Source organism: Knoellia subterranea KCTC 19937, from assembly GCF_000768685.1.
Lineage (GTDB): Bacteria > Actinomycetota > Actinomycetes > Actinomycetales > Dermatophilaceae > Knoellia > Knoellia subterranea.
Window position 1 is genome coordinate 297,382 of sequence record NZ_AVPK01000004.1, and the last position, 22,611, is coordinate 319,992.

A 22,611-nucleotide genomic window follows, 5' to 3' on the forward strand; every position below is an offset into this window, starting at 1 on the left:
ACGGCGGACGGCTTCGGGGAGAGTTCAGGCGAGACCCGTGGCGTTCGCCGTGACCGGTGTGGGCGTGGGTTCCGCCGTAGCGGACGGTTCCGTCGGGCTCATCGTGCCAAGGCTCTCAGCGATGACCATGGCGTGATCGCCGGCTGCCACTCGGAAGTCGCTCCCGGGGTTGGTGATGCCGACGCCGTTGCGGACGACGGCCAGGAGGGTCGCGGCGTGCTCAGCGCGAAGCCTGGTGGAGAGCTCGTCCGTCGTGGAGCCGGCGACGTCGTCCGGCAGCGCGACCCGGTAGAGCTCCGATCCGTCACCCCCGGACACGAGGTCGGTGACGAGCGTGGCGAGCCCCGGATAGAGGGCCGATCGGGCGAGGAGCCTGGACGCGAGTCTCGACGTCACGAGGATCTCGTCGGCCTTGGCACGCTCGAAGTGCTCGACGTGCTTGGGGTTGTTCACCTCGACGACGGTCCGGACGCCTGGTGCCATCGACTCGATGGCGAGCACGGTGAGGATGGAGCGCATATCGGCGTCGTTGCTCGCGTCTCGGGGGAAGACGATCGCCGCCGCTGCGTCGCGGATGCCGGCACGCTCCAGGTCGTCGTCGTTGGTGACGTCGCCCTTGACGAAGTACGCACCCGAGCCGGCCGGGTTGGAGTCGGAGTCGTGGATGACCACCACGCGGCTCGTGAACTCGTCCCCCTTGAGCTCCTCGAGGAGTTCGCGCGCAGTGGAATTCCATCCGCAGACGACGATGTGGTCGGTGAAGCCTGCTGAGCCCATGCCCTGTCCCTCCTTGAGCAGGAAATCGATGACGAAGCCGACGCATGCGGCGGTCAGGGCGCCGACGATCGCGACGCCGAAGAACGAGAGCAGCCACCCGACGAGGAATCCCGCTGGGCTGCTCGGATAGCCCGCGTCCCCGCTGCCGATGACCGTCGTCACGGCCCAGTAGACGCTTGCGCCGAGCCCTCCGAGGGAGCGCTTGGATTCCTCGACGAGGGTCACGAGCAGGGCCGCGAAGAAGACGAATCCGAGGAGGGCGCGCAGCAGGTTCCGGAAGAAGTGCAGGTCGAGATCGCCACCGACCCGGCGCAGGTGGAATCCGACCCGTCGTGCGATCGGCAGGTCGGTGAGCGACCGGAACGGCCGGCGGAGCGCGCGCCGCAGCCGGGCTCGCATCAGCCGTTCCCGAGTCCCGCGCGGCAGCACACCATCCTTCATGGTCCCGCTCATGCGGTCGTCGTGCGGTGCGATTCACGCAATCCAGACGGTGTATGCCGTCCGCTCGCCCCGCGACGTATCAGCCGCGCGCCCGCGTGCCCGGATGAGGCTTGCGAGCCGCGCCCGGGTCAGCCGGCGCGCAGCCGGGCTCGCTCGTCACGGAGCGAGCGGACCTGGGCCCAGTACGCCTCGCGGACGGCGTCCTGGTCGCGAGGCGGAGTAGTGGCCTGCGCGCGAACCACCCGCAGCCGACGACTCGCCACCTTCTCTGCCATGGTGCCGACGCTATGACCCGCCACCGACAGCCAGAGGCTTCAACGGCACCGTGTCACCCCCTTCGGGAACATCTCGCCGGGTCCAAGAGTTGAGTCGAGTGAACGCAAGTTTGGACGCACGAATTTGCCACCCGGCATACGCCGTTCTAACTTGAGCGCAGGCAACTCAACCCAGCACACACAAGGAGACCTACACATGGCCCGTGCAGTCGGTATCGACCTCGGAACCACCAACTCCGCCGTCGCCGTCCTCGAAGGTGGCGAGCCCACGATCATCGCGAACGCCGAAGGCGGTCGCACCACCCCGTCCGTCGTCGCCTTCTCCAAGAGCGGCGAGGTCCTCGTCGGCGAGATCGCCAAGCGTCAGGCCGTGACGAACGCCGACCGCACCCTCCGCTCCGTCAAGCGCCACATGGGCACCGACTGGAAGAGCGAGGACATCGACGGCAAGAAGTACTCCGCCCAGGAGATCAGCGCCCGCACGCTCCAGAAGCTCAAGCGCGACGCCGAGTCCTACCTCGGTGAGCCCGTCACCGACGCGGTCATCACCGTCCCCGCCTACTTCGACGACGCCGAGCGTCAGGCCACCAAGGAGGCCGGTGAGATCGCGGGCCTCAACGTCCTGCGCATCGTCAACGAGCCGACCGCGGCAGCCCTTGCCTACGGCCTCGACAAGGGCAAGGAGGACGAGCTCATCCTCGTCTTCGACCTCGGTGGTGGCACCTTCGACGTCTCCCTCCTCGAGGTCGGCAAGGACCCGGAGGACGGCTTCGCCACGATCCAGGTGCGCGCCACCTCCGGCGACAACCAGCTCGGTGGTGACGACTGGGACGACCGCGTCGTCCAGCACCTCCTCACGACGGTCAAGAACACCAGCGGTGTCGACCTGTCCAAGGACAAGATCGCGATGCAGCGTCTGCGCGACGCCGCCGAGCAGGCCAAGAAGGAGCTCTCCTCGGCCAGCTCGACCAACATCTCGATGCAGTACCTCTCGATGAGCGAGAACGGCCCCATTCACCTCGACGAGACGCTGACCCGCGCCCAGTTCGAGCAGATGACCAAGGACCTCCTCGACCGCACCAAGAAGCCGTTTGAGAACGTCATCAAGGACGCCGGCATCAACGTCTCCGACATCGACCACGTGGTCCTCGTCGGTGGCTCGACCCGCATGCCCGCGGTCGCGGACCTCGTCAAGCAGCTCACCGGTGGCAAGGAGCCCAACAAGGGCGTCAACCCCGACGAGGTCGTCGCCCTCGGTGCGGCCCTCCAGGCCGGTGTCCTCAAGGGTGAGCGCAAGGACGTCCTCCTCATCGACGTCACGCCGCTCTCGCTCGGCATCGAGACCAAGGGTGGGCTCTTCACCAAGCTCATCGAGCGCAACACCGCCATCCCGACGAAGCGCTCCGAGGTCTTCTCGACCGCCGAGGACAACCAGCCGTCCGTGCTGATCCAGGTCTTCCAGGGTGAGCGCGAGATCGCTCAGCAGAACAAGGCGCTCGGCACCTTCGAGCTCTCCGGCATCGCCCCCGCCCCGCGCGGCGTGCCGCAGGTCGAGGTCACCTTCGACATCGACGCCAACGGCATCGTCCACGTGACGGCCAAGGACCGCGGCACCGGGAAGGAGCAGAAGATCACCATCTCGGGCGGCAGCGCGCTGTCCAAGGAGGAGATCGAGCGCATGGTCAAGGACGCCGAGGCCCACGCCGAGGAGGACAAGAAGCGCCGCGAGGAGACCGAGACCCGCAACATGGCCGAGTCGCTCGTCTTCTCGACCGAGAAGTTCCTCAGCGAGTCGGGCGAGAAGCTCACCGACGACGCGCGCAAGCCCGTCGACGACGCGCTCGCCGACCTCAAGGAGGCCATCAAGCCGGAGTCGACGCTCTCCCGCGACGAGATCCAGGCCAAGATCGACACCCTCAACGAGGAGTCCCAGAAGATGGGCGCCGCGCTCTACGCCCAGGCGGCCGAGCAGGGCGAGTCGGGCGACGTGCCCGGTGGCGAGGCCTCCGACGGCGCCGAGCAGGCTGGCGCCCAGGACAATGATGACTCTGACGTCGTGGACGCCGAGGTCGTCGAGGACGACGACGCGACCGAGGACAAGAAGTGACCGACCCTCGCAACCCCGAATCCGGTATGCCGGGTGCGGACGAGGTCTTCGACGGCGAGATCGTGGACGATCCGGTCGAGGACGAGGCAGTCTCTGAGACTGACGCGGTCACCGACGAGGCCGACGACGCGATCAACACCGAGTCGGCCAACGACGGTGAGGAGGTGGCTCCGGCCGGCAACACGGCCGGGGCCACCGCCCCCGCGGCGGGCACCGGCACCGGGGACGCCACCGAGCACCCCGACACCGCGCTCGCGGCCCAGCGGCTCGAGGACCTCCAGCGCCTCAACGCGGAGTACGTCAACTACAAGCGTCGCGTCGACCGGGACCGTGCCGCGGTCCAGGAGCGCGCGGTGCGTGACGTTCTCGAGACGGTGCTGCCGGTCCTCGACGACATCCAGCTGGCGCGCGACCACGGTGACCTCACCGACGGTCCGTTCGCGGCCATCGCCGACAAGCTCGAGGGCACCCTCGGCAAGTTCGGCCTGGCGCGTTTCGGTTCCGTGGGCGAGGCCTTCGACCCGATGCAGCACGAGGCGCTCATGCACGCCGCGTGGGACGCCTCCAACCCGGAGCTGCCGAGCGACGCGACGGCCACGACGGTCGTCCAGGTGCTCCAGCCCGGATACCGTTCCGGTGACCACGTGATCCGCCCCGCGCGGGTCGCGGTCGCAGACCCGGAGTGATCGCAACGCACGCCGAAAGCCGTTGTCCCACAACGGCATACGATGCCTGAGAGGAGGCGCTGATGGCTCAGCAGGACTGGTTCGAGAAGGACTTCTACGCGATCCTCGGCGTCTCCAAGGACGCCGACGCGGCCGCGATCAAGAAGGCGTACCGCAAGCTCGCCCGCACGCATCACCCGGACAAGAACCCGGGTGATGCGGCGGCCGAGCAGAAGTTCAAGGACATCGGCGAGGCCAACTCCGTCCTGTCCGACCCCAAGCAGCGTGAGGAGTACGACGCGGTCCGCCAGATGGCGCACGGCGGAGCGCGATTCACGGCGGGCGGGCACGGCGGTGCGGGTGGCTTCGACGACATCTTCAGTGCCTTCGGTGGCGGCGGTGGCGGCTCGCGCGTGCGCTTCGACACCGGGGGCGGCTCGCCCTACGGCGGCGGCGGAGAGGACATCAACGACCTCCTGGCGCAGATGTTCGGCGGTGCCGCTGGCGGTGCCCGCGGTGGACAGGCGGGGTATGCCGGTTATGGCGCCCCCCGCGGTCCGCGCAAGGGTGCCGACGTCCAGGCCACGACGACGCTCCCGTTCCGGGACGCGGTCGAGGGCTCGACCGTGACCCTCCGCACGGCCGAGGGGCGCACGATCAACGCGCGCATCCCGGCGGGGGTCAAGGACGGCCAGAAGATTCGTCTGCGTGGCAAGGGCCAGCCCGGCGAACCCGGAGCGGCTGCCGGCGACCTCATGCTCACCGTGTCCGTGGAGAAGCACCCGGTCTTCGGCCGGGACGGCGACAACCTCACGATCGAGCTGCCGGTGACGTTCGCCGAGGCCGCACTTGGTGCGACCGTGGCCGTCCCCACTCTCGATGGCTCGAGCGTCAAGGTCCGCATCGCACCCGGCACTCCGTCCGGGCGCGTGCTGCGCCTCAAGGGTCGGGGCGTCCCGGGCAAGTCGGCCGCCGGCGACCTGCTCGCCAAGGTGCAGGTCATCGTTCCGGAAGCGTTGTCCGACAAGGCTCGTGAGGCCGTCGAGGTCCTGCAGGCCGAGGCCGACGGGTTCGACCCGCGGGCCGAGCTCGCCGACCGGGCACGGGCCTGACCATGGCTCCCCGTCAGCGTCGGCCGCGACCGGATGACGACGCACCCGTGTTCGTCATCTCGGTCGCGGCCGAGCTGGCGGGGATGCACGCGCAGACGCTGCGTCAGTACGACCGGCTCGGTCTGGTCACACCCTCGCGCACGCGTGGGGGTGGCCGTCGCTACTCCACCCGCGACGTCGAGCTCCTCCGCGAGGTGCAGCGCCTCTCGCAGGACGAGGGCATCAGCCTCGCCGGCATTGCCCGCATCCTCGAACTCGAGGGACAGGTCAGTGCCCTCGAGTCGCGCCTCGCAGAGATGACACGCGAGGCCGAACGACTGCGCCTTGCGGCCGCGGCTGCCGGCGGGGCGCGCGTGTTCTCGGTCGGCCCGAGTGGCGAGATCCTCGCCAGCCGACTGGGCGAGCGACCCCGGCGACGTCCGGGTGCATCGCCTGGTGTGGCCTCTGCCTCGCAGGCCCTCGTCCTCTGGCGCCCCTGACGGCTGCTGGCTCCTGATTGCCGCGCCCGCGCCCCGGCCAGCCTCGAGACGACCACTTCTCTTCGAGGCGACCACCTGCAACTGGTCGCCTCGAGCAGAACTGGTCGTCTCGCGCTTCTTGTCAGGTGACGAACCTCCCATCTCACCCTCAGTGGGGCCCGCGGGTGCGGCGTGACCGAGGTGGGCGGACGGCATACTCGAGTGCCATGACCGAGCACCTGCTTCTCTTCCCGGACCGTGAGGTGGCCGAGGAGATCGCCCAGGAGCTGGACGACGAGGGCTTCGCCGAGGTGCGGGTCCTCCGGGTCGCGCATGCGGGCGAAGACGATTCCGAGGACCACGAGTGGGCTGTGCATGTCGTCGAGGAGGCGGTGGGCACTTCCGGAGAAGCCGAGGGTGGACAGGCTGAGGGTGGGCTGCGTGGTCGGTTCGCCGCGTTGGCTGCCGAACACGATGGGTGGTACGACCCCGATCCCACCGGTTCCTCACGCTAGTGTCTCGACTTCTTGCCCTCTTGGGACACGGTCGCGGGGCCGAAGGCCCGCTCTGCGTGTCCCAAGAGGGCAAGAAGTCGGTTGGGGCTGACCGGTCCTTGTCATTACGTCACCCCGGTGTCACGCGGCGAAAGGGGCATTTTTGTCCGATTGTCCTTGTCCACCGGACAAGCCAGTGCGTCCCGTCGTCAAGGTGGCGGGATCGACAGGTCGCGGGTCTAGCATCGCCTCACCGGGGCCAGTGAGGTCCCCGGTGAGTGACTCGACGAGGAGACGATGTGGCCGATTCGGCGCCCATCCTGGAGATGACGGGCATCACCAAGACCTTTCCCGGTGTGAAGGCCCTCTCCGACGTCACCCTCACGGTCCGGCGAGGCGACGTCCACGCCATCTGCGGTGAGAACGGCGCAGGCAAGTCGACCCTGATGAAGGTGCTGTCCGGTGTGCACCCGCACGGCAGCTACGACGGCACGATCCGGTTCAACGGCGCCGACGTCACCTTCAACAACATCCGCGACTCCGAGCACGCCGGCATCGTCATCATCCACCAGGAGCTGGCGCTCATCCCCGAGCTCTCCATCGCCGAGAACATCTTCCTCGGCAACGAGGAGACCAGGCGCGGCGCCATCGACTGGGTCTCGACGAACAACCGCGCCCGTGACCTCCTCGCACGCGTCGGCCTCGAGGAGGACCCCGAGACCCCGATCAAGAACATCGGCGTCGGCAAGCAGCAGCTCGTCGAAATCGCCAAGGCTCTGTCCAAGGACGTCAAGCTGCTCATCCTCGACGAGCCGACCGCGGCCCTCAACGAGGAGGACTCGCGCCACCTCCTCGACCTCATCCGCGGCCTCCAGGCCAAGGGCATCACGTCGATCATGATCAGCCACAAGCTCAACGAGATCGAAGCGATCGCCGACGCGATCACGATCATCCGCGACGGCCAGACCGTCGAGACGCTCGACGTGCGCGAGGGGGCTGTCGACGAGGACCGCATCATCCGTGGCATGGTCGGTCGCTCGCTCGAGTCCCGCTTCCCCGACCACACGCCGGACATCGGCGAGGTGATGTTCGAGGTCAAGAACTGGACCGTCGCCCACCCACAGGTTCCGGAGCGTCTCGTCGCCAAGCAGTCCGAGTTCTTCGTCCGTCGCGGCGAGATCGTGGGCTTCGCCGGGCTCATGGGTTCGGGTCGCACCGAGCTGATGCGCTCGCTGTTCGGCCACTCCTACGGCACGTGGCTCAGTGGCGAGATGACCCTCAACGGCAAGCGCGTCGACCTGCGCTCGGTGCCCGCAGCCATCGACGCCGGCATCGGCTACCTCACCGAGGACCGCAAGACGCTCGGCCTCAACCTCCTTGACGACATCAAGTCGACGACGGTCTCGGCCAAGCTCAAGAAGATCGCCCACAACTTCGTCATCGACCGCCGCGCCGAGCACAAAGCGGCCGAGGACTACCGACAGGCGCTGCGGACCCGCACTCCGTCGGTCGACTACGGCGTGGCCAAGCTCTCGGGCGGCAATCAGCAGAAGGTCGTCCTCGCGAAGTGGCTCTTCACCGACCCCGACCTGCTCATCCTCGACGAGCCGACCCGAGGCATCGACGTCGGCGCGAAGTACGAGATCTACGGGATCATCCAGCGCCTCGCGAGCCAGGGCAAGGGCGTCATCGTCGTCAGCTCCGAACTGCCCGAGCTGCTCGGGCTCAGCGACCGCATCTACACGATCAGCGAGGGTCGGATCACCGGTGTCCTCGACAAGGACAATGCCGACCAGGAGTCGCTCATGCGGCTCATGACCAAGACGACGGGCTCAACGCCTTCCAGCACCCCCAAGGACGCCGCATGAACAAGCTCAAGGAGATCTTCGGGGGCGACCTGCGCCAGTTCGGCATGGTCTTCGCCCTCGCCTTCCTCCTCGTCTTCTTCCAGATCAAGACCGGCGGGCTGATGTTGGAGGCGACCAACGTCATCAACATCTTCCAGGGCAACAGCTACATCCTCGTGATGGCCATCGGCATGGTGCTCGTCATCATCGCCGGACACATCGACCTCTCGGTCGGCTCGGTCGCTGCCTTCGCCGGGATCGTCGTCGCCATCGCCATGCGTGACTGGGGCATCCCGTGGTGGGTCGGCATCCTCCTCGGCCTGGTCGTCGGTGCCCTTGTCGGCGCGTGGCAGGGCTTCTGGGTCGCCATCGTCGGCATCCCGGCGTTCATCGTCACCCTCGCGGGCATGCTCATCTTCCGCGGCGCCAACCAGTACGTCGGCAAGTCCATCACCGTCCCCGTCGACGCCGACTTCCAGCGGATCGGCGCCGGCTACCTGCCCGAGGTCGGCCCCGACACGGGCTACAACAACCTCACCGTGCTCATCGGGTTGCTCGTCTGCGCCGTCATTGTGTTCGGCGTCCTGCGCAACCGCCGCAACCAGCGCAGGATCGGCGCCGAGGTCGAGTCGGGCGTCGTCGCCACCGTCCGCCTCGTCCTCATCTGCGCGGCCATCCTCGCGACGGCCCTCCTCATGGCCTCCGGCCGCCCGGGGACGTCGGTGCCCATCTCGGCCCTCATCCTCGGTGTCCTCGTCCTCATCTACGGGTTCATCTCGACCCGCACGATCATCGGCCGCCACATCTACGCGGTCGGTGGCAACCGGCACGCCGCCGAGCTGTCCGGTGTCCGCTCGAAGCGGGTCAACTTCCTCGTCATGATGAACATGTCGATCCTCGCCGCCCTCGCCGGAATGATGTTCGTCGCCCGCTCCAACGCCTCCGGCCCGTTCGATGGTGTCGGTTGGGAGCTCGACGCCATCGCAGCCGTGTTCATCGGTGGCGCCGCCGTCACCGGTGGTGTCGGAACCGTGGTCGGGGCCGTCATCGGTGGTCTCGTCATGGCCGTCCTCAACAACGGACTCCAGCTGCTCGGCGTCGGCGCCGACATGACCCAGATCATCAAGGGCCTCGTCCTCCTCGCCGCTGTCGCCTTCGACGTCTACAACAAGTCGCAGGGCCGCCGCTCCCTCACCGGACTCCTCTTCAAGAACTTCGGTGGACGAGCCACCCAGGAGACGACCGAGACCGCCAAGCAGGAATCCTGACGAGTTCGACTGCAGCACAACTGAATACGCACAAAGGTGACGTCACCGCCCCGGGTCCGTCACGGCATACGAAAGAAAGAGACGACATGCGTTCCCTCACCAAAGTGATGGCGGCCACCGCCGTCGCCGCGCTCGCTCTGACCGGCTGCGGCCGCTCCGACGACACCGGCTCCACCAGTGGCGACACGAGCACTGGAAGCTCCACCGGGGCCACCGGCGGGTTCCCCGCCGACTCGCTCATCGGTGTCTCGCTCCCGCAGAAGACGTCGGAGAACTGGGTCCTCGCCGAGAACCTCTTCAAGGACGACCTCGCCGCGGCCGGCTTCAAGGCCGACGTGCAGTTCGCCAACGGTGGTGTCGGCGAGCAGCAGAACCAGATCCAGTCCATGGTCACCAAGGGCGCCAAGGTCATCGTCGTCGGCGCGATCGACGGCAGCCAGCTCGGCACCCAGGTCAAGGCGGCCAAGGACGCCGGCGCGACGGTCATCGCCTACGACCGCCTGCTGCTCAACACCGACGCAGTCGACTACTACGTCGCCTACGACAACTTCCAGGTCGGTGTGCTCCAGGGCAACGCGCTCCTCGAGGGCATGAAGGCCAAGAAGCCGAACGGCCCCTACAACATCGAGCTGTTCGCCGGTTCGCCCGACGACGCCAACGCCAAGGTCTTCTTCGACGGCGCGATGAGCGTGCTCCAGCCGAAGATCGACGACGGCACGCTCAAGGTCGTCTCCGGTCAGACGCAGTTCACGCAGGCCGTCACCCAGGGCTGGAAGGCCGAGAACGCGCAGAAGCGCATGGACACGCTGCTGTCGGCGTCCTACGCCTCGGCCACGCTCGACGGCGTCCTCTCCCCGAACGACACGCTGGCCCGCGCGATCATGACCTCGGTCAAGGCCGCCGCGAAGCCGCTTCCCGTCGTGACCGGTCAGGACTCCGAGGTCGAGTCGGTCAAGTCGATCATGGCCGGTGAGCAGTACTCGACGATCAACAAGGACACCCGCAACCTCGTCAAGGAGACGATCGCGATGGTCCAGGCCCTCCAGAAGGGTGAGAAGCCGACCATCAACGACGACAAGTCGTACAACAACGGCGTCAAGGTGGTCCCGGCCAACCTGCTCAAGCCGCTCATCGTCACCAAGGCGAACGCCAAGGAGGCCTACGCCAACGACCCGACCCTGTCCAAGCTCACCCAGTGAGCTGAGGCCGGTTCCCCGGTCGTTCGGGTTCTCGACCCCGTCACCCCTCGTGGGTGGCGGGGTCGAGGTCATTTCCCGGTATGCCGTCCGCCCACCTTCCGTGCCTCGGCGCACCTTCGTCGGTAGGTTGCCGGGATGAGTGAGTCGACACCGGAGTCCGGCCAGCTGGGACAGGGGCAGCAACGCCACGTCATCGTCATGGGGGTGTCGGGGTCGGGCAAGTCGACGATCGCGGAGGGCATCGCCGAGCGGACGGGGTGGGTGTTCGGGGAGGCGGACGAGTTCCACCCCGCTGCGAACATCGCGAAGATGGAGGCCGGCACGCCGCTCACGGACGAGGACCGGTGGCCGTGGCTCGAGGCGCTCAACGCGTGGATGCGGGAGCGGGCGGCAGCGGGGGAGTCGACGGTCATCACGTGCTCGGCGCTGCGGCGGGTCTATCGCGACCGGCTGCGTGAAGGGCTGGACTCGCTCGACTTCCTCCACCTCGACGGTCCGGCCGAGGTCATCGCCTCGCGGATGGAGGGACGCAAGGGGCACTTCATGCCGCCGGAACTCCTGCAGTCCCAGCTCGACACTCTCGAGGCACTCGACCCCGATGAGAGTGGGGTCGTGCTCGACCTGCGCCACACGCCGGACGAGCTGATCGACGAAGCCCTCACCTGGCTCAACTTGCCCACGTAGACCGTGGGACCCGCCGCCTGAAGTGGCTTTCTCTCACTCCGCCTGACCGCCGTGATCAGGCGAGGTGAGAGGAACCCACTTCGGGCGGGAAAGTTCGGGCGAGGGCGCGCTCGCGGGCCAGCCTCTTCATGCCGTCCGCCGGGCGAATGGGGTCCGGCCACTTGGGATGGGCGAAGTCACCCTCGGAGCGGCCGGTGAGGCGACGCCGCACCAGCGGTGCGACCTCGGTGCGCAGGAACCGTCCCTCATCGCGCAGGGCCCGGCGCCAGCCGCGTGGCTCCCAGTCGTCGAGCTCGCGCAGTTTGAGGGTGTGTGGCACGCCGAGTTCGCGCAGCACGAACGCCGCCATCCGCTTGTGCCCCAACCGATTCATGTGGATCTTGTCGGGCGCCCAGAGCCGGCGGTCCTCGTACTCCCGCATGAGCGTGTGGTCGAGCAGCGTTGCGCCGTGAGTGGCGGAGAGGTCACGCACGGCGTCGTTGAAGGTCTGGACCCGACGCAGCAGCGGGTCGAGGAGTGCAGTCGTCTTCATGTCGAAGGCGGTGAAGACGAGGACGTGTGCGCCGCTGCCGGTGAGCCGGGTGAGGGCGGCCTCGTAGCGCTCCATGAGCGCGTCGAGATCCGAGCGGAGCGACAGGATGTCGTTGCCCCCGGCATAGAACGACACGTGCGTGGGAGAGAGCGCGAGGGCGTCGTCGAGCTGGTCGGACACCACCTGGTCGAGGACCTTGCTGCGGATGGCGAAGTTGGCGTACTCCCAGCGAGGGTCGGCGCGGCCCAGTTGGCGCGCCATCCGGTCCGCCCACCCACGAAAACCGTTGGGGTAGTGCAGGTTCGGGTCACCAACACCCTCGGTGAAGGAGTCTCCGATGGCGACGAAACGACCGGGGTGCATGTGGACATGTTCACTATGAGGGGGGTCGCACAGCAACAACCGCGCACTGTTGCGCCCGTTGTTGTCCCGCCCGTTGCGCGGGCGTCACGACATGGTCATCTGCGAGGCAGCTGGCCACGAGGTTGCCGGAGGGGCAGCCAAATGCACGGCTGCCCCTCCGGTCTTGGTGATCGTTCGGTTACCAGCACTTGAGGTAGTCGAGGGCGTGGACAGGAATCCCCGCATCACCCTTGAACAGTTCCTTGTTTGAGAAGTACAGACGCCCCCACCTGTTGGGATCGTGCTTCCGAATCGAAAAGGTGCTGACGTTGAGGTACATCCCCGGATACGTGACTCCCGTCCCGGTCCCGCGCCCACCACCCTTGTTGTACGTGAACGTCACGTGCTTCGTGACCCTGTACTGGCATGTCGAGTAGTCCGTGGTTGCTGCCTGCGAACTCGCGGGCTGGACGAGCAGCATTCCTGTTGCTGTGGCGCTGGTCAGCGCAGCCATGGCGAATCGACCAAGGTTCATATTTCCTCCGCGTTCCTGATTCTCGTCGAGATGACTCGGACCCTGACAGTGTGGCATCGCCCCGGTGTTTCATCCTTGAACGTCAGATCCCGGAGTGTTGGTGTGGCTGTTGTTCGCTCGATGGTTCGCAACTCGTCAACGTGACGACACTGCGGAGGTGGGCGGGCGGCATACCGTGCGCTCGTGCCCAGGTTCGTCGCGCTCGGCGACTCACTCACCGAAGGCGTCGGCGACCCGCATCCGGCCTGGCCCAACGGGCTCCGCGGGTGGGCCGAACTCGTGGCCGCCCGGCTCGCGGCGACGGATCCGACGACCGAGTACGCGAACCTCGCGCTGCGCGCCAAGACCGCCTGGGACGTCGCGCAGGAGCAGGTCCCGGCCGCGCTCGAGATGAAGCCCGACATCGTGACGATCTGGGCCGGCGGCAACGACATCCTGCGGCCGCGACTCCACCTCGACCGGGTCCTCACGCCCATCGACGAGGCGCTCGCCCAACTCGCGGTGACGACCACGACCCTCATCGTCTTCACGGGCTTCGAGATCAGTGGCTCGCCGTTCCTCGGGCCGCTGCGGGCCAGGGTGCGGGAGCTCAACAGCAACCTTCGCGAGATCGCCCATCACCGGGGTGCCGTTGTCGCCGATGTCTCGCCCCGGAACGAGTGGCGGGACCGACGGCTGTGGGCCGGCGACCGCGTGCACCCCTCGCCGCTGGGCCACGAGCGCCTCGCCGCCCAGGTCGGCACGCTGCTCGGACTGGCACCGCAGCCGGCCCCGCCCGTCCTCGGCCCGCCGCAGCCCCCGCGCCGTGGACGCGTCATCGCGGACGAGTTCGAGTGGTGGCGGGACCACGCCGCGCCGCACATCGCCCGGTGGGCAACGGGAGCGTCCAGACGTGAGCTCGTCACGCCCAAGTGGACGGTTCCGGTCCGGCCCGCGGCGGCCTTCCCGTGGTTCGACGTCGGCAACGATCTGGCTGTGAGTTCTCTGCCCTCGGCGTGAACCCGCCCTCCCGGCGGCATGATGTGAGTCGTGCCCATCCACCATGACGGCGACAGTGCCCGTCGCGACGACGACGCGGACCACGAGTTCACGTACGAGTCCGGCGACCAGGATTACGACGACCAGGACGACGACGACAACGACCGGGACGACGACTACGACGAGTGGGACACGCGGGCCCCGCGCATCCACGGCGGTGGCGGCGGTGGGTCAGGGCGCTACGTCGGCCTCACCGCACTGAGCACCCTCCTCCCCGGTGCCGGTCTCATCCCCACTCGACGTCGCGGCCTGGGCCTGGTCCTGTTCCTCGGTGCCCTGCTCCTGGGGGCCCTCGCCCTCTTCTATGCGTGGCGCAAGGGCTTCGTCGTGGCCGCGCTCGATCTCGCGGTGCGCCCCGGTCTCCTCATGGGATTGCTCGTCGCGACGATTGTCGGGGCGCTGCTGTGGTGCTTCGGCATCCTCACGACGGCCCGCGAGACGACACCCGGTGGCCCGGGCAGGGGTTGGCGCGCTCTCTTCGCGGCCATCTGCTGCGCCGTGATCGTCGCTCCGGCAGCGACGGCGGTCCGCTACCTCACGATCCAGCACGACGTCATCACGGTCCTCACCGGCAATGGCAACAACGACGACGTCGAGGCGAACGCGTGGGCCGACCAGCCGCGCGTCAACATCCTGCTGCTCGGGTCCGACGCCGGTGACGACCGGATCGGCGTGCGCACCGACTCGATGATGGTGGCGAGCATCGACACCGAGTCGGGTGACACCGTGCTCTTCAGCCTGCCGCGCAACCTCGAGCACGCGCCCATTCCCTCGTCGAACCCGCTGAGCAAGCTCTATCCCAACGGCTACGACTGCGGCGACGAGTGCCTGCTCAACGGCATCTGGACGCTCGCGACGGATCACGCCGAGCAGGACCCGGCCCTCTTCGCCGGCGACGACAACCCGGGCCTCACCTCGACTCGTGACGTCATCGGCGAGATCCTCGGCCTCGACATCGACCGCACCCTCGTCGTCAACCTCCAGGGCTTCCGCGCCCTCGTCGACGCGATGGGCGGCGTCGACATCAACGTCAAGGAGCGGGTCTGCGTCGACTGTCAGCTCAAGAACGGTCGCATCGTCTTCGCCCACGGCATCGAGAAGTGGATCGAGCCGGGGGAGCAGCACCTCAACGGAAACCTTGCCCTCTGGTACGCCCGTTCGCGTGCCGGCAGCGACGACTTCAACCGCATGCGGCGCCAGCGCTGCGTCACCGCCGCCATCCTCAACCAGGCCGACCCGGTGGCGCTCCTGCGCAACTATCCGGCGCTGGCCGACGTCGTCAAGGACAACGTCGCGGTCGACATTCCGCAGTCGGAGCTGCCCGCCTGGGCTCAACTCGTCGGGACCCTGCAGGACTCGGGGTCGATCCGGAGCCTGCCGATCACGAACCAGGTCGTGAAGGTCACCAATCCCGACTACGCGAAGATCCGCGATGTCGTCCAGGACGCGCTCAACCCGCCGCCCCCGGCGTCCGAGACGAGCGCGCCGAGTTCGACGCCCAGCCCGAGTGACTCGAGCTCGCCGACACCGACACAGCCGACCGACGAGGTGGAGGACATCAGCACCGCCTGCTGAACCACAGAGTTGAGCGGAATCAACTCAACTCTGTGGTCGTTGGACCTGATGAATCCGTGCCTTTCACGACCCTCAGGAGAACTCAGCAATGGATCTGACCCCGACGACGAAGGTCGCCGAGGCGCTCGCGCTCGCCCAGCGGACGGCGCAGGCGTCCGGTCACCCCGAGATCACCCCCGACCACCTCGCTCTGGCCCTCGCCGAGCAGCCGGAGACGTCGACCCCGGCGCTCCTCGAGGCTGCCGGAACCTCCGCCCCCGCCGTCGCCTCGGCCGCGCGCTCCGCGCTGTCCCGTATGCCGGTGAGTTCCGGTTCCAGCACCGCCTCACCGTCGTTCGGGCAGGCTGTGCTGGGTGTGCTCCAGCAGGCGAGCACCCTCATGTCAGCCAAGGGCGACACCCACCTCGCGACCGACCTGCTCCTCCTCGCTCTCGTCGAGAAGGGCGCGGTGCCGGGCGTCGACCCGTCCGCGGCCAAAGCCGTCGAGGCCCGCATCGACGAACTGCGCGCCGGGCGCAAGGTGACGTCGGAGACCCAGGAGAGTGGCAGCGAGTCGCTGGAGAAGTACGGAACCGATCTCACAGCCGCCGCCCGCGAGGGCAAGCTCGACCCGGTCATCGGACGCGACTCGGAGATCCGTCGCGTCGTCCAGGTCCTGTCGCGCCGGACCAAGAACAACCCCGTCCTCATCGGCGAACCCGGCGTCGGCAAGACCGCTGTCGTCGAGGGCCTCGCCCAGCGCATCGTCGACGGCGACGTGCCGGAGTCGCTGCGCGACAAGCGCCTCATCAGCCTCGACCTCGGTGCGATGGTCGCCGGGGCGAAGTACCGCGGCGAGTTCGAGGAGCGGCTCAAGGCCGTCCTCGAGGAGATCAAGGCGAGCAACGGCCAGATCGTCACCTTCATCGACGAGCTCCACACCGTCGTCGGTGCGGGCGCCACCGGCGACTCGGCCATGGACGCCGGCAACATGCTCAAGCCCATGCTCGCGCGGGGCGAACTGCGACTCGTCGGCGCGACGACGCTCGACGAGTTCCGGGAGCACATCGAGAAGGACCCCGCGCTCGAGCGCCGCTTCCAGCAGGTCTTCGTCGGTGAGCCTTCCGTCGAGGACACGGTGGCGATCCTGCGTGGCCTCAAGGAGCGCTACGAGGCGCACCACAAGGTCGAGATCGAGGACGCCGCGCTCGTGGCTGCTGCCTCCCTGAGCGACCGCTACATCACCGGCCGCCAGTTGCCCGACAAGGCCATCGACCTCGTGGACGAGGCCGCATCCCGCCTGCGCATGGAGATCGACTCCAGCCCGGTCGAGATTGACGAGCTCCGTCGCGCTGTCGACCGCCTCAAGATGGAGGAGCTCCACCTCGAGCGCGAGACCGACGACGCCTCCGTCGAGCGCCTCGCTCGGCTGCGTGAGGACCTCGCCAACAAGTCCGAGCAGCTCAGCGCGCTCAACGCCCGGTGGGAGTCGGAGAAGTCCGGCCTCAACCGCGTCGGTGACCTCAAGGCTCAGGTCGACGAGGCGCGCACGCGCCTCGAGAAGGCGCGCCGCGAGTACGACTTCGAGACCGCGAGTCGTATCGAGTTCGGCGAGATCCCCGAGCTCGAGAAGCAGCTCGCCGAGGCCGTGGAGAACGCAGCGGATGAGGACCACGGCGCCGATCTCATGGTCAAGGAGCGTGTCGGCGCCGACGACATCGCCGAGGTCATCTCGGCGTGGACCGGCATCCCCGCCGGACGTCTCCTCCAGGGCGAGACCGAGAAGCTCCTCTCGATGGAGTCGATCATCGGCTCGCGCCTCATCGGTCAATCGAGCGCGGTCGAGGCCGTCGCCGACGCCGTGCGCCGCAGCCGGGCCGGCATCGCCGACCCGGACCGGCCGACCGGGAGCTTCCTCTTCCTCGGCCCGACCGGTGTCGGCAAGACCGAGCTGGCCAAGTCGCTCGCGGACTTCCTCTTCGACGACGAGCGCGCCATGGTCCGCATCGACATGTCCGAGTACTCCGAGCGCCATGCCGTGGCTCGCCTCATCGGAGCCCCTCCCGGCTACGTCGGGCACGAGGAGGGCGGCCAGCTCACCGAGGCCGTCCGCCGCCGTCCGTACTCCGTCGTCCTGCTCGACGAGGTCGAGAAGGCCCATCCCGAAACCTTCGACATCCTGCTGCAGGTCCTCGACGACGGTCGGCTCACCGACGGGCAGGGCCGCACGGTCGACTTCCGCAACGTCATCCTCGTGATGACGAGCAACCTCGGAAGCCAGTTCCTCATCGACCCGACGCTCGATCCGGATGCCAAGCGTGAGGCCGTCATGGCCGCGGTGCGCACGTCCTTCAAGCCGGAGTTCCTGAACCGGCTCGACGAGATCGTCATCTTCGACCCGCTGACCCGCGACGAGCTCGCCCACATCGTCGAGCTGCAGGTGCGTGCCCTCGGCACGCGTCTCAAGGACCGTCGCATCGATCTCGAGGTGACCGACGCGGCACGCGAGTGGCTCGCCGAGACCGGATACGACCCGGCATACGGCGCTCGTCCGCTCCGTCGCCTCGTCCAGAAGGAGATCGGTGACCGCCTCGCGCGCGCCCTCCTCGCCGGCGAGGTCCGCGACGGACAGACCGTCACCGTCGACCGGGATGAGGACGGTCTCACCCTGCGCTGACGGCCCGGACCGGCCAGTAGGGTGTGCGCCATGCGACGACGCGCCCTGCTGGCCGGTTCCCTCTCTCTGGCCGCCGTCCTTCTCACCGGATGCGGCGGTGGCGACGAGCCTGCCGCCACGATGAATCCGAAGGAGGATCTCGCCGCCGCCAAGAAGGTCTTCGACGAGGCGAAGTTCGTCGGCCTCCAGCTGTCGAGCAAGGACGTCCCCCAGACCGAGAACGGCGTCACCGGCGCCCTCGGCACCGGTGAGATCAGCGCGACCGAGCCGAAGTTCAAGGGCAGCGTCACCGCCACGATCAAGGGCGTGAGCGGAGCGGCCGAAGTCATCACGATCGGCGACGCGGCATACATGAAGTTCTTCACGCCGACCTACAACCCGACGAACCTCGCCGACCTCGGGGCACCCAACCCGTCGAACTTCTTCCACCCCGACAAGGGCATCTCCTCGCTCCTCACCGAGACGATGAACCCCGGTGTCGGTGAAAAGGTGCGTGACGGAGCCACGGTGCTCCAGCAGTACTCCGGCACCCTCCCCGGCGCCCGCATCAAGGACCTGCTCAATCTCGGCGACGGCACGAGCGAGTTCCAGGTCACCTATGGCATCGCCGAAGGGAACAAGCTGCAGCTCGCCACCCTCACGGGGCCGTTCTTCGCCGGCACCACCTCGACCTACACGCTGCGCCTGAAGGACTACGGGAAGACCGTTGACATCACCCGCCCGTAGGGCAGCTCGCCCCAGGGCCCTGCTCGCGACGGCGTCCGTGGCGGTCGCGCTCGCGGCAGCCGATACGTACGTCGTCGTGCTCGCACTCACCGACATGATGTCGGGCGTCGGCATCGGCATCGACTCGCTCCAGCGCGCGACGCCGATCATCTCCGGCTTCCTCCTCGGCTACATTGCGGTGCTGCCGCTCATCGGCCGACTCGCGGATCTCACTGCGAGACAACGGGTTCTGCTTGGCTGTCTCGCGATCTTCGTCGTCGGCTCGGCCATCACGGCGCTCGCGGTGGAGTTGCCGGTGCTTGTCGCCGGACGCGTCATCCAGGGCGTCGGCGGCGGTGGGTTGGTCCCGGCGACGTTGGCGATCGTCGCCCAGCTGTGGCCGGCCGACCGGCGAGGCACACCCCTCGGAGTCGTGGGGGCCGTGCAGGAGCTCGGGTCCGTGCTCGGACCCGTTCTCGGCGCGGCGGTGCTCGCCGTGGCGGACTGGCGGGCGATCTTCTGGCTCAACGCTGTTCTGGGAGTCGCCCTGGCGTTCGCGGTCGTTGCGACCGGCGGAGGTATGCCGGCCCGCCCCCGCGCGCTGCCCGTAGCGGTCTCGCTCGTGGCCGGTGTCGTGGGTTGGCTCGCGCTCGCCGCGCCCGAGTCGCTCGTGACGTCGGTGTCGCTCGGGGTGCCGTTCGTGCCGTTCGGCGACTCGACGTCGCGGCTCATGACGCCGATCGGCGTCCTCGCGCTGGCCCTGTTGCTTCTGGCCGTCGCACTGTGGGTGCGCGGCGCATGGCCGGTGCTGCGCCGGGCCGACCTGCTCGGTGCCCTGCTGCTGGGCGGCGCCCTCGGGTGCATCGTCCTGACCTTCGCCGCGGCCAACCCGGAGAAGGAGATCGTCGGCCCGCTCGGCTTCGCGCTGCTGCCGGTCGCGGCGGTCCTCGCCGGTCTCTACCTGCTGCACCACCGCCGGGCCGGGACTCCGCTCGTGCCACGGGGGGTGGTGGTGGGCAGGACGCGCTGGTCGCTGCTCGTGTCGCTCTGCGTCGGTATCGCCCTCGTCGCCGTCATCGTCGACGTGCCTCTGCTCGCCCGCCTCGTCCACACCGAGAGCGAGACGGTGGCGGCGTTCGTCCTCGTCCGCTTCCTCGTGGCGGTGCCTGTCGGCGCCCTCATCGGCGGCTGGTCCTTGCGGCGCCTCGGTGATGGGCTCGTGAGCGGGGTCGGACTGGCCCTCGCCGCCGTCGGACTCGTCGTCATGTCGACGTGGGGTCGCGGGTCGTTGGCCGAATGGACCTCGACGGTCGTGCTGGCCCTCGTGGGGTTCGGCATCGGCCTGGCGCTTGCACCGGTGAACAACGCCGCCCTTGCCGACTCACCCGAGGACGCCCATGGCACCGCCAGTGCGCTCGTGGTCGTTGCCCGGATGGTCGGCATGGTCGCCGGATTGGCACTACTCACGGCGATCGGGCTGCACCAGTACTACGCCGCCGTCGCCGCGCTGCCCGACCAGACCGACGGGCAGGCCCTGCTCGACGCCGCGGTCGTGCAGGTCGAGTGGGTCTTCCGCGGAGCAGCGATTGCTGCGGCCGTCGGCGCCCTCGGCTCGGTCGCCCTCGGCCGCACCCGCACCAGTCCTGACCCGACACTTTCCGACCCATAGGTCACGAAATGCGCGTCGACACTTTGTGACCTATTGGACGAAAAGTGTTGTCGACAGGGGTTGATGGTGACCAGCCGGTGAGAGCCGCTCGCGCCCCGGCGGCGACGGCGGCACAGCACACCGTCAATGCCGCGAGGCCAGCCGCGAACCGCAGGGTGAGCGACCCACCCGAGGTTCCGAGAAGGGCCGGCATCGCGGCAAGGTAGGCCAGGCCGAGGACGAACTATGAGGACGAAGCGATCGCGAACTTCCGTGCGGGAGACGGCAACTGGGTCCGAGGGCTCGGCCTCGTCGACGCCTCGCTGGTGCCGTCCCTGACGCTCGACTACCGCTGGGGCAAGCTCTACGACGTCGGTCGGCTCGAGCCCGGCCAGACGGCGTGGGGACTGGGTGAGAACACTGCGGTCCGCGTGGCGTCCACAGGCACGACGGTCGTCGGGGACGGCTCGGTCGTTGCGCTCGACCCGCGTCAGGCGCAGTTCACGACCGGGCCGAACGGAGCCATCGGTGCGTTGAACGTCCTGCTCCACACCTTCGGTGCGGGCGAGGCGCTCTAGGAGCCGTCGACCAACTCGATGAGTGCGTCGGCGACGACGTCGGTCGCCTCGTAGTTGAGCATGTGCCCGCGGCCGGGCAGCACGGTCAAACGCGAATCCCGTATGCCGGCGTGCAGCGCACGTGACCACCTCGCCGGGGTGATCCGATCCTTCGCGCCGACCACGACGTGGGTCGGCACCTCGGCGAGCACCTCGAGTGCCCGGGCTTCGTCGAGGTCCCGGATGGCGGGGAAGTAGCGGCCGAAGGCCTGCAGCGACGCCCGGGACATCTGGCGCCCAGCCTCGTGCACCCCCTCGGCGGGCGGGTTCTCGCCGAAATTCAGCCGCGTGAGGATGGCTCCCGGGACGACCATCCCGGTGCGCAGCAACGGAATTCGCGCAGCAACCGCCATCGCCGCAGCCTCGGCGCGCACGTTCCGACGGTCGCTGACATCGTGGGCGGTGGCGACCAGGGCGACCCCACGCACGCGGTCACGGACAACGTCAGCCCGCTGGCCGGCATACGCAAGGACCGTCATTCCGCCCATGGAGTGTCCGCCGAGAACGAGCGGTCCGGTCGGGGAGACGGCCGCGATGACGGTTGCGAGGTCGTCACCGAGGAGTGGGATGCTCGGCGCGCTCGATCCCCATGTCGAGCGCCCGTGCCCGCGCTGGTCGTAGGTGATCGCACGAACAGCCCTGTGCGACAGCACTTCTCTGACAACAGGGGCCCAGTTCTCGGAGGACAGGATCCAGCCGTGGGCGAGGACCACCGTCGGGGCGTCCGGAGCGAGGGGTGAGTTCGGCGTGTACTCGGTGGCGTGCAGCACGGCCCCGTCGGGCGTGGGGATCGACAGCGTGCGGGTGGTCAGCGAGGCGGTGTCCATCAGGCCTCCACCTCGATGACGACGGGCGCGTGATCACTCGCGCCCTTGCCCTTGCGCTCCTCGCGATCGATCGCCGCGCCCTGAACCCGCTTCGCCAGTGGGTCGCTCGCGAGGATGAAGTCGATGCGCATGCCGCGACGCTTCTGGAAGGCGAGGCGCGTGTAGTCCCAGTAGGTGAACGTGCCCGGCTCCGACGTGTGCGGCCGCACGACGTCCGTGACGCCGGCGTCGAGAACCGCTTGGAAAGCGGCGCGCTCGGGCGGGCTGACGTGGCTCTTGTCGAGGTAGTACTCCATCGACCAGACGTCCTCGTCCTGCGGCGCGATGTTCCAGTCACCCATGAGAGCGAACGGCACCTGCTCCGCCGCCCACGCCTCGGTCTGCACCCGCAGGCGGTCGAGCCACGCGAGCTTGTAGTCCATGTGCGGGTCGTCGAGCGCCCTGCCGTTGGGGACATAGAGCGACCAGAGGCGGATGCCGGCACAGGTCGCGCCGATCGCCCGAGCCTCCTCGACGGCCGGCTCGCCCCAGTGCGGCAGGTCGGGGAAGCCGCGACTCACGTCCTCGAGGCCCACCCGCGAGACGATGGCGACACCGTTCCACTGGTTGAGCCCATGGTGCGCGACCTCGTAGCCCAACGCCTCGAACCGGTCGAAGGGGAACTGGTCCTCGCGGCACTTCGTCTCCTGCATGGCCAGCACGTCGACGTCCGTGCGTTGCAGCCACGCCTCGACGCGGTCGATGCGGGAGCGGATGGAGTTGACGTTCCAGGTGGCGATGCGCACCACGTCACCCTACTTGTGGGTATG

Annotated in this window: 21 protein-coding genes; 15 read left to right on the top strand and 6 right to left on the bottom strand. The window is 68.4% G+C overall.

The window, feature by feature from the left end; all coding sequences use genetic code 11:
• Window positions 1-24: 24 nt before the first annotated feature.
• Window positions 25-1,230, bottom strand: coding sequence for a potassium channel family protein (locus N803_RS09250; protein ID WP_084764322.1), 1,206 nt, complete (start codon window positions 1,228-1,230; stop codon window positions 25-27).
• A gap of 116 nt (window positions 1,231-1,346) precedes the next feature.
• A complete protein-coding gene (locus tag N803_RS18315) occupies window positions 1,347-1,493 on the bottom strand; it encodes a hypothetical protein (protein WP_156969719.1) in 147 nt (48 codons plus the stop codon).
• 196 nt (window positions 1,494-1,689) lie between these two features.
• Between N803_RS18315 and dnaK the strand changes: the two genes are divergently transcribed.
• The 9 genes from dnaK (at window position 1,690) to N803_RS09295 (ending at window position 11,327) form a co-directional block, all read left to right on the top strand.
• Window positions 1,690-3,600, top strand: coding sequence for a molecular chaperone DnaK (dnaK, locus tag N803_RS09255; protein WP_035904344.1), 1,911 nt, complete (start codon window positions 1,690-1,692; stop codon window positions 3,598-3,600).
• Window positions 3,597-4,286, top strand: coding sequence for a nucleotide exchange factor GrpE (grpE, locus tag N803_RS09260; protein ID WP_425402406.1), 690 nt, complete (start codon window positions 3,597-3,599; stop codon window positions 4,284-4,286). The genes dnaK and grpE overlap by 4 nt, the downstream gene beginning before the upstream one ends.
• 62 nt (window positions 4,287-4,348) lie before the next feature.
• Window positions 4,349-5,377 carry a DnaJ C-terminal domain-containing protein gene (locus N803_RS09265; RefSeq protein ID WP_035904345.1) on the top strand — a complete coding sequence of 343 codons (1,029 nt, stop codon included), beginning with the start codon at window positions 4,349-4,351 and terminating at the stop codon, window positions 5,375-5,377.
• A 2-nt stretch (window positions 5,378-5,379) separates the two neighbouring features.
• Window positions 5,380-5,856 carry a heat shock protein transcriptional repressor HspR gene (locus N803_RS09270; protein WP_035904346.1) on the top strand — a complete coding sequence of 159 codons (477 nt, stop codon included), beginning with the start codon at window positions 5,380-5,382 and terminating at the stop codon, window positions 5,854-5,856.
• 206 nt (window positions 5,857-6,062) lie between these two features.
• The gene (locus N803_RS09275; protein WP_035904347.1) at window positions 6,063-6,350 is read left to right on the top strand and encodes a hypothetical protein; all 288 of its coding nucleotides are present in this window, start codon (window positions 6,063-6,065) and stop codon (window positions 6,348-6,350) included.
• 305 nt (window positions 6,351-6,655) lie between these two features.
• Window positions 6,656-8,197: a multiple monosaccharide ABC transporter ATP-binding protein gene (gene mmsA, locus N803_RS09280; RefSeq protein WP_052112112.1), complete on the top strand. Its 1,542-nt coding sequence runs from the start codon at window positions 6,656-6,658 to the stop codon at window positions 8,195-8,197.
• Window positions 8,194-9,444 carry a multiple monosaccharide ABC transporter permease gene (mmsB, locus tag N803_RS09285; RefSeq protein WP_035904350.1) on the top strand — a complete coding sequence of 417 codons (1,251 nt, stop codon included), beginning with the start codon at window positions 8,194-8,196 and terminating at the stop codon, window positions 9,442-9,444. The genes mmsA and mmsB overlap by 4 nt, the downstream gene beginning before the upstream one ends.
• Window positions 9,445-9,530: 86 nt before the next feature.
• A complete protein-coding gene (locus N803_RS09290; protein ID WP_035904351.1) occupies window positions 9,531-10,643 on the top strand; it encodes a substrate-binding domain-containing protein in 1,113 nt (370 codons plus the stop codon).
• Window positions 10,644-10,778: 135 nt separating this feature from the next.
• The gene (locus N803_RS09295; protein WP_211253484.1) at window positions 10,779-11,327 is read left to right on the top strand and encodes a gluconokinase; all 549 of its coding nucleotides are present in this window, start codon (window positions 10,779-10,781) and stop codon (window positions 11,325-11,327) included.
• Between the two features lie 55 nt (window positions 11,328-11,382).
• Here the strand turns inward: N803_RS09295 and N803_RS09300 are convergent, their stop codons facing one another.
• Together N803_RS09300 and N803_RS09305 are read right to left on the bottom strand one after the other, a co-directional pair.
• Window positions 11,383-12,222, bottom strand: a complete 840-nt coding sequence (locus N803_RS09300; protein ID WP_035904352.1) for an SGNH/GDSL hydrolase family protein — start codon at window positions 12,220-12,222, stop codon at window positions 11,383-11,385.
• Between the two features lie 178 nt (window positions 12,223-12,400).
• Window positions 12,401-12,715: a hypothetical protein gene (locus N803_RS09305; RefSeq protein ID WP_156969720.1), complete on the bottom strand. Its 315-nt coding sequence runs from the start codon at window positions 12,713-12,715 to the stop codon at window positions 12,401-12,403.
• A gap of 204 nt (window positions 12,716-12,919) precedes the next feature.
• On the opposite strand from N803_RS09305, the gene N803_RS09310 reads away from it, so the two are divergent.
• The 6 genes from N803_RS09310 to N803_RS09335 all read left to right on the top strand — a co-directional run bounded on the left by N803_RS09310 (window position 12,920) and on the right by N803_RS09335 (window position 20,936).
• Window positions 12,920-13,735, top strand: coding sequence for an SGNH/GDSL hydrolase family protein (locus N803_RS09310; protein WP_052112092.1), 816 nt, complete (start codon window positions 12,920-12,922; stop codon window positions 13,733-13,735).
• A gap of 30 nt (window positions 13,736-13,765) precedes the next feature.
• On the top strand, window positions 13,766-15,349 hold the full coding sequence (locus N803_RS09315; protein WP_052112093.1) for an LCP family protein: 1,584 nt from the start codon (window positions 13,766-13,768) through the stop codon (window positions 15,347-15,349).
• A gap of 88 nt (window positions 15,350-15,437) precedes the next feature.
• Window positions 15,438-18,005, top strand: coding sequence for an ATP-dependent chaperone ClpB (clpB, locus tag N803_RS09320; RefSeq protein ID WP_035904355.1), 2,568 nt, complete (start codon window positions 15,438-15,440; stop codon window positions 18,003-18,005).
• A gap of 30 nt (window positions 18,006-18,035) precedes the next feature.
• The gene (locus tag N803_RS09325) at window positions 18,036-18,731 is read left to right on the top strand and encodes an LppX_LprAFG lipoprotein (protein WP_035904356.1); all 696 of its coding nucleotides are present in this window, start codon (window positions 18,036-18,038) and stop codon (window positions 18,729-18,731) included.
• The gene (locus N803_RS09330) at window positions 18,712-20,379 is read left to right on the top strand and encodes an MFS transporter (protein WP_035904357.1); all 1,668 of its coding nucleotides are present in this window, start codon (window positions 18,712-18,714) and stop codon (window positions 20,377-20,379) included. The genes N803_RS09325 and N803_RS09330 overlap by 20 nt, the downstream gene beginning before the upstream one ends.
• A gap of 305 nt (window positions 20,380-20,684) precedes the next feature.
• The gene (locus tag N803_RS09335; protein ID WP_035904359.1) at window positions 20,685-20,936 is read left to right on the top strand and encodes a hypothetical protein; all 252 of its coding nucleotides are present in this window, start codon (window positions 20,685-20,687) and stop codon (window positions 20,934-20,936) included.
• Here N803_RS09335 and N803_RS09340 read toward each other — a convergent pair.
• On the bottom strand, window positions 20,933-21,802 hold the full coding sequence (locus tag N803_RS09340; protein ID WP_035904360.1) for an alpha/beta fold hydrolase: 870 nt from the start codon (window positions 21,800-21,802) through the stop codon (window positions 20,933-20,935). The genes N803_RS09335 and N803_RS09340 overlap by 4 nt on opposite strands.
• Window positions 21,802-22,587, bottom strand: a complete 786-nt coding sequence (locus N803_RS09345) for an exodeoxyribonuclease III (RefSeq protein WP_035904361.1) — start codon at window positions 22,585-22,587, stop codon at window positions 21,802-21,804. Before N803_RS09345 ends, N803_RS09340 begins: the two co-directional genes overlap by 1 nt.
• Between the last annotated feature and the right edge of the window lie 24 nt (window positions 22,588-22,611).